Annotated in this window: 4 protein-coding genes; all 4 read right to left on the minus strand. The window is 29.9% G+C overall.

Annotated features, from left to right (window positions below):
* Positions 1 to 575 (minus strand): ABC transporter substrate-binding protein (locus tag RSF37_RS14340; protein ID WP_332565068.1); only part of this gene is annotated, 575 nt, incomplete at its 3' end.
* 200 nt (positions 576 to 775) lie between these two features.
* On the minus strand, positions 776 to 2632 hold the full coding sequence (locus RSF37_RS14345) for a beta-N-acetylhexosaminidase (protein WP_332565069.1): 1857 nt from the start codon (positions 2630 to 2632) through the stop codon (positions 776 to 778).
* Between the two features lie 108 nt (positions 2633 to 2740).
* Entirely contained in the window at positions 2741 to 6472 is a 3732-nt protein-coding gene (locus RSF37_RS14350; RefSeq protein ID WP_332565070.1) for an endo-beta-N-acetylglucosaminidase, read from the minus strand.
* 100 nt (positions 6473 to 6572) lie between these two features.
* Complete coding sequence (locus RSF37_RS14355) at positions 6573 to 8615, minus strand: FN3 associated domain-containing protein (RefSeq protein WP_332565071.1); 2043 nt, start codon at positions 8613 to 8615, stop codon at positions 6573 to 6575.
* Between the last annotated feature and the right edge of the window lie 209 nt (positions 8616 to 8824).

Consider the following 8824-nt stretch of genomic DNA (forward strand, 5'->3'; position numbering starts at 1 on the left):
AACCAAGGTTCTAAGTCTTCAAGTGTATGAAGATCTTGGTATGGTATGTTGTATTTATCTACATATTCTTTAGTAAACACCCACATTGGTGCAACCCCTAATTCTTTTTGAGTAGGTACTGCATATGTTTTCCCATTAATTTTAGCTCCATCCCAGAACCTTTGATCAATACTCTTTTTCATTTCACTACCATATTCATCTATATATGAATCTAGTTCTAAAAATGCACCTTTTCTAGCGTTCCCAACATAATCTCCTGCCCAAGAGCAAGTAAATGCTAAATCAAACGGTTCTCCTGAATTCGCTATAACCGACATTTTTTGGCTATAATCCCCAAATCCTATAAACTTCATGTCTATATTTGCATTTATCTTATCTTCTAAATATTTATTGGCTTCATCTTCAACTAATTGAAGATCCTTTGGTTCATCACCAATTGTGTACCATGTTAATGTAACCGGTTTACCACCTTTAGAACCTTCCCCTCCATCTGATTTCCCACAACCAGTTAATACTGTAGATCCTACTAAGGCAGCGCATACTGCTAATGCTATTAACTTTTTAACTTTCTTCATTATTAAATCCTCCCCTATACCATTTAGTTTTTGATTACGTTTACATTTACATTTTATACTATATTTTTAATTTTTAATATAGTATAAATTCTAGGTTTAATGTATAAATTATATATTATTTATATTTTACCATTTTTTCAGTTTTATTCTATTTTTCCCTTATAAATATATAAATGTATTTTTATTTATTTGATTGTGCCTTATACACTTCGTCTTAAATAATCACACATATACATCACTACTTCACCTATTCTATATAGTTCACTTTCTTTATTTTTTAATCTCCAAGCCTTAGAATATTTATAGAACCATACCTCTATTTTTTCAGCTAAATCATATGGATCATTAAATGCCCTTGCATATTCATTATTAAATTCATTCTTCATTAGCGTTATTAAAAAATCATTTGTAAGACTTATTCCTTTTGCTGATATTATAAACTCTTGCAAAGCTTCTTTATTGTTAACCTTATTTAATAAAGCTGTTAATTTTTCTTCCATATCTAAAGCTATATTATAACCTCTTATAAGCTCTTCTATCTTTATAGACTTATTTATCTCTACAAATTCTTTTTTCACATTTTCATCTGTATCATATTTTTCTTTCCATCTTACTATTTCTGACCAGCCTATTTTTTCTGCTTCACCTAATTCTTTTAATAGCTTTACTATTTGACGTGATTCATCTCCATATTCTACTAAGGATATAGCTTCATATGCTTCATTAAGTTCTTTATCTGTTTCAGGATTCCATGATAATGAAGCTCCATAAATCATTCCTGGCATAGAGTTTGATAATAAGTTTATATGACCATAGTCACCCCAATCAGTATTAAGAACTCCTGTTGCACCATATTTAACTCCGTAGGATATCATTTTATTAATATTTATAAATCCATTTTCTATTAAATTGCTCAATCTGCTCCACCCAGCAACTCCAGGGCAAACATATTGCTCTATTCCACTTTCTGATATTTTCTTAGTTCCATCCTCATTTGCTAAATAATAATAATTCCAATTTAAACATATAGCATCATTTGGTATATCTCCTAGTGAATCTGGGTGATTTAATATTACATCCCCCCAAAACAACACTTTCTTATTATGTGTCTTAACAAGATTAATTACCTTATTTAAAAAGTTAGTATATAATTTTCCAACACCTATTTTACTTGCATTACTCTTATTTTTTCCTTTTCCTAAGTCAAAAGTTTCATCACAACATATATTAAATTTATTTGAACTAAATAAAGGAATAAATTGATTTAACATATTCTCCACAAATGCTAAAGATTTATCATTACTAACATCTAATGTATGATGCGCCATTCTATCTACAAATGAGTACTCACCTTCATCCCTACCCTCTAATTCACATAAATCACTAAAAGTTCTTGTACGAAGAGCCTCGTATAAGTGACCAAAAGTAGATAATGATGGTATAAGTTCCACATGTTTCTTTATGCAATACTCATCTAATAATAATATTTCTTCTGCTGTTAGTGGATCCTTATCAATCCAAACTTCACTCATTCCTTTAAATGCAAAGCTATGCTCTATATATAATTGAATTTGGTTAATTTTATAAAATGCCGCCTTATCAACTAATTCTTTTAATGTATCTAATGTAGGAACCTTCCCCCTTGTAACATCATGATAAAAACCACGATTCTTAAAATATGGTTCATCTTCAATTGTTACGGCTTGTACAAGTGAACCGCATTGTCTTATTATTTGCTTTAAAGTTTGAGTACCATAAAATATACCTACACTCTTTTCTGCAATTATATCAATACTATTACTATCTATTCTTATCTTATAAGCTTCATCCCCAACTCTATTATCTCTTATAATATTTATCGAATTTTTATGTTTATCAAAGCTTTTATTTATTGATAACTTAAATCCTAATATATTTTCTAATTCTTTTTGTATCTCTATAGCTGCTTGTAAATCTTGAAAATCACATTTATATTCTAAATTAATTACAGTATCTACTGTAATTTTAAAAGTTCCCTTTTCTTTTTTATAACTTTTAGGATTTGGTATTATATACATATTTCTCATCTCCAATTTGATTTTTTAAAATTAATAATAGACTAAGAACTTTTAAACTCTTAGTCTATTATGGTAAATTTAAACCTTATATTTTTTAATGTTTATTAACTATTTTTTTGTTCTAACATTTATAGATTTTGGTTTTGATTCTTCTCCATTTGAATACTTAGCTGTTACCTTAAATCCATAATTAGTATTTGTTCTTAATCCCTCAACAACTAACTCTGTAGTTCCTACTGGTACTTTAGTAAACTCTTTTCCATCTTTATAAACTACATATTCAGTTAATCCAACTGTATTCTTTGGTGCATTCCAATTTAATTTAACTGTATTATTAGTTATTTCAGATGATTTTAACTTTTCAACTTTTGAAACAATAATATTTTCTTCTTCATTTTTTTCTAATACTAATTCTATTGATTCTTTGTCAAATGCCTTAGCTATTACTACTTCATTTTCAGTTTCATCTACTTTAAATCCTTCTAAGTTTCCAGTATATTTAACTGTATAAGTTCCTGGGTCTAAATCTTCAGTTAAAGCAATTCCTTTATTATTAGTAACTACTGTTTGTACTATTTTATCATTATTTCTAATTTCATATATAGCACCTTCAACATTACTATTTTTTTCACTCGATTTAACTTGTATTTCTATATTTCCCTTTGTTGATGCTTCTTTTTCACTAGTATATGCCATTTTAAATTTAGGAGTAGTTTTCATTCCTGGTCTACTTACTTCAAGAATTACTTCTCCACCATCTTTATTTAATACTATTCCTTCTAATAATACACTGTCTTCTGTAGCTGCAATACTTACTCTTGTTGGGAATTCATCTTCTGCATTTTCATAGTAACTAACTACATCTCCAGCTTTTAAATTACCACTTTCAATAACTGCATAGTACTCATTTACAAGTGCTCTTGGAGCAACATTATATTCTGAAACTTTAAAGTTATTTGGAATAGGCGTTACATCCCAACCTTCATTTTCATATGCTACGCTTAATTTAATACTTTCTTCTTTCCCATCTTCCTTAATAGAGAAGAATATTCTACCATCTACTTCTCCAAGGTCTAAGTTTTCAAAATTAACTATTCCATTTTTGCCAGCTACTTCACTTACTAAAGCTTCTGTATCATTTATATTTCTATATAAAGATATTTTTTGCCCTTCTGGAATATTTCTTGCTATAACTCTATCTGTTGCACCATCATTATTAAATGCTTTTACTTCATCTAATGAAATATTTTCACTCTTTGCAATATATTTTTCCTCAAATAATTGGAACTCGTATAATCTTATAGCTCCCCATGGTGATAATCCTGGATGATCTATTAATACTCTAAAGTATCTTCCTGTAACAGGTGTTTCTAAATTTCTATCAACAACACCTTTATCATTATTTACTACAGTATCAACATCTACATAAGTTTCACCTTCATCATAAGAAACTTGAAGTCTAAAATCTTTAGTATTTGTATCTTTAGCTTCTCCACCAGCTTCTCCATGCATAGTTACCCATCTTTGTATTGTTTTTTCTTCCAGTAAATCTATTTCTAACCATCCGCCATACATATTAGTAGTTGTACACCACTTACTGTTATTTTCAACTGTTCCATCAACAGCCTTATATGCAGGTTCTCCTGAATTTTCTGTACTTGCTTTAACAGGTTTATTTAATGCAACATTTATCATTTCTAAATTTTCTGGTACTTCTGTATCATCTGCACCAATTCCCCATTTAAAATCTAAGCTTGCAGCTTCTCCTCTATTGTAATTTTTATCTACTGCTACTACTTCAAATTTAAACGACTCTTCATTTTCATATCTATTAAATGGTGATATATAATAAGAATCATTATAAGTCGAGCCTACATATTCTTTAGTACCATTTGGCTTAACTCTATATATTTCATAGAAATCTGCATCTACTACATCTTCCCAATAAATTTTAGCTTCTGCCTTTTGTGCATTATGAAGTAATGATTGGTCTAAAGTAATTTTATTTGTAGCTGGTAATATAGTATCTTTATCACTCTCTTCTATTGATATACTTCCTATATTAATTTTAAAATCACTTATATCTTCTGAACTATCAAACTTTAATGATATTGCTGATACTGTTTTTCCAACATGGTCAGCTAATGAAATAGTTGCTGTAGTCCATTCCCCTGGAGTTCCATTTTCTATATCAAAAAATTCAAAGCTTTCTTTTTCATAATTTTCATTAAAACATAATCCTATTTGCATATTATCTTCTTCTAAAGGTGTTTTATACACAACTGTTAATTCTGTTGTATCTTTTTCTATATTTAACTTTGTGCTATATAACATAATATTATTTGGATTTTCGTCTTCTAAATTACCTTCAACTTTTAATGAACTTCCACCATTATATGCATCTGTTCTATCAAAGTCTGGAGTTAATTTTGACCCATCTGACTCTACCATCCATCTCCATGTTGGTAAATAATCTTGTACTGATCTGTTATTCCACTCTTTATCTCTAGATAATTCACCATCTATATAATAATCTTGACCATGACCTAAGTTAAAGTTAGTAACAAATGGTAAGCTATTTATTGCTGATCTATCTGCCACATAATTAGCTAAGCCAACCCACTTTTCACTTGTATCAGTATTAGCAGGATCTCCTGTTGGCCCTACCCAGAACTTTTGATCATGTTTATAGAAGTCTTCAACATCTTTAGCCATTGAGAATGTTGAATTCGGGCAATACATTGCAAGTGATAATTTTAGTTTTCCTTCTTCATCTAACAAATGTTCTACTGGGAAGTTATCATTGTATGCATTTTGTTGAACTTCAACTCCTGCATATACATCGTATTGGCTTCTTCCTGCTTCTGTAGCTGTTTTAACACTCATATCAACTTTACTCATTTCTGGGAATGAATTTGATGCTCTATCCCAGTTATAGTTTAAGAAGAACTCATCCATAACTGTTTTACCTTCATTTTGGAAGAATCCAACATTTAATGGATTTAATGAATCTTGATATTGTACTGGCCCTTCTGTAGTCATTGAATCATACCATCCAAGTCTTATATCAGGAGCTTTTTCTTTCATATATGTGAAAAACTCAACCATAAGATTTGCATCTTCTTTTGAACAACCGTATGTTTCTTGATTTATAAACCAACCATCAAAACCATAAAAATTAGCCATTTCAATCATTTTATCAGCTACTGGGAAGTTACCATTTTCATCTTTTACAAGAAATTCTCTTATTTGCTCAATATAACCTTCTCCTCTTCCCCATGGAAATCCTACAGTACCGAGTACTGGAACTCCATTTTTATGTCCTGAATCAATAACATCAGCTGTTGGTGGTAAGAATATTCCTTTACTAGTTCCACCCCAGTAAACATAAGAATCAACATATTGCCAGTATGAAAAAGCATATGCATTCTCTGTGTCTCCACCTTGTGATGGTGCATTATCTGATTGAGGGTTTGTTAAAGCACAATTCATTATTTTAGCTTCTGGATTAGCATTCTCATTAACCACTTGTCCAGTAAATCTATCTTGTAATTTTATACTTGCTCGATTGTATCTTGCATTTGGATCACTTTCTGGCGTCCAATCTAACATAGTTTTTATGCTATACCCATTACCAGTTGGTTGAAGTGAATGATTGCTACTAGCAACCTCTTGAGTAGGTCCTTGCTGTGAATAATTAGTATTTTCAATTGCCTTTACTGGGTACCCAGAAAAGGCTGATGTTGAAAGTGCAACTGTAAGTGCACATGCTACTGATTTTGATAATACCCTATTTTTTTTAATACCTCTGTTTTTATTTTTATTGGCCGTAGTTCCCATTATAAATTCCTCCCCTATATTATATATACATGTTTCAATATACTCCCTAATGCTTATTATTTATAAAAAACAATAGGATAGTTTATTAAAACAGATTTATCTAATTAACTGTTATTTGATCTACAAACATAAATGCTGGACCTTCATTTGGCATAATACTCCAACCTGGACATACATCTTCATTTTTAGCAAATACTCTTATATACCTTGTTATTATCTTGTTTTCCATTGTAATATTTTCTGTTCCAACCTCTTGCCTTGGAACTCTATTTTTGTAATTTATTATTCCTAAGCTTTCAAAGTTTTTTCCATCTTCAGATATTTCAAACTCTACATATTTAGGGTAATAAATCCAAGCCCTAGTATCCTGTAAGAATCCTACTGTTATACTATTTATATCTTTAACACAACCTAAATCAACTGTTACATCTAAATCTTCAAAATATCCAAGCCACTTACCATCTGTATAGTATTTACTTCCCTTTTCACCATCTATAAGCCCTTGAACCCCTTTTTTGTTATATCTATGATCATCTACAGGGCTTGTATTACTTGTTATATTAACTATAGGTAAAGTACTATAAACAACCCCTTCAACAATTTCACTCGGAGTAAACCCATCATTAATTGCTATAGCTCTAATCTTACAAATGTCATCTACTAAAATTTCTCCATTATATATTGGTGAGTTTTCATTTGGATTACTTCCATCTAATGTATAATGTATATTTCCAGCTTCATTTGGATTTTCTATAGTAAATATACTTTTTATAGGCTTTTGCATAAGAACAATTGCCGGAGTTATTTTAGGCTTAAATGCCCTTGGTTTTATTTTTGATTCACTCTTAATTCTTTTATATTTAGGGACATATGAATCCACCTCTTTTTTATTATCTAAATAACTTTTCTTAAGAAATTCATCTTTACCATCTAAATTTTTCTCATTAGACAGAGATATTTCTATTTTATTATTATTACTAAATATTAAAATACCATCATCATAATTCCCCTTAAATTCACCGACCTTTAAAGACATACTATATTCAAAATTATTATGTTCACAAATTAATTTATTGCTACTAACTTCTTTTAAAGATGGTAATTTATTTATATAAAGCCCCCAATTTTCATCTCCAAGTTTATTACCTTTATTTTCTATAATTATATTATCCTCATTACATATAATATAAAACTCACTTTTATTATCACAATTCCATTTCAAATTATATGTAGATTCTCCTTCACTTGAAAATTCCGGCTCTCCCCCTGTTAGATTATAAGTTTTATTATTGTTATCAATTCCAACTATATCAATTGATGGCCTTATATTTTTATTTCGTAAACTATGAGCATTTAATATAGGCAATGCATCAAATATACTTTCATTCTCATTTAAAACATCTTCATAATATCTAGATTTATACATTTCATCAAACAAATGTAGATCTCTTATTGATAATTTATTCTTTTCCCATAATAAGCTCACCCTATAAAATCTACTGTTATACCATAAAGTTCTTAAATCATCCTCCTTATTCCAATCCTCTGATGCAGCCAATGTTGTTGGAGGCGTTAATTCATATCTATTTTTAAACCAAATTCCAGATTCCTCAAGTGTTTCAATTCTAACTTTACCTTCCTTAGCAAGCTTTGCTATATATGGTATCTGTAGTTCATATCCCTTATGCATTGTACTCCATAAAAATGTGTTTTCTTGTCCAACTTGAACATGTGAAAATCCTAGTACTGGCTCCTCTGTATATCTGTCAAATAACCATTTTACCCACTCTTCATTTTGTGCAATTACAGCAGCAGGCTCCAAAGTATATACTCCTTTTACAGATTCTCGTACTCCATCCTCAAGAGTATATATTGGGTCTGGTCCAAGTAATTTAAATATTGGTAAATCTAGTTGCATTTCTTTACTTTGAGCTGGCATATACTCATTTAATTTACTTGGATAATACGCTTGATTAAAGTATCCTCCCCATAAAGTAAACCCATCCGTTCCTATTTGTTCTCTACATAAAACTCCTGCAACTACTCCATACTTTTCCTTAAAATATCTAAATGTTGTAATATCCATTACCCATGAACCAACTGATTTAGGATAATATCCAAATATTTCTTTAAAATCTTTCATATAAGTATCAACCATTTTTATTCTATCTTCTACTGCGTAACCTAATGAATATCCAACAGATACGCTATCATCTACAGGAGTTTTCCCTTTCCACTTTACTCCAGATTTCTCTGCTAACTGCTTATCTATTTCCCACCAAACACCAACCTCATCATATTATAGTGATAGGTAAGTCTTTGAAATTATCTCCAACTTTTCCCCCACTTCAC

The sequence above is a fragment of the Clostridium sp. genome, from assembly GCF_036643715.1.
Taxonomy (GTDB): Bacteria; Bacillota; Clostridia; order Clostridiales; family Clostridiaceae; genus Clostridium.

Bases quoted from the DNA above. Each gene is read 5' to 3' on its own strand.
- RSF37_RS14345 (WP_332565069.1), bottom strand. From the start codon at position 2,632: ATGTATATAATACCAAATCCTAAAAGTTATAAAAAAGAAAAGGGAACT.
- RSF37_RS14350 (WP_332565070.1), bottom strand. From the start codon at position 6,472: ATGGGAACTACGGCCAATAAAAATAAAAACAGAGGTATTAAAAAAAAT.
- RSF37_RS14355 (WP_332565071.1), bottom strand. From the start codon at position 8,615: ATGAAAGATTTTAAAGAAATATTTGGATATTATCCTAAATCAGTTGGT.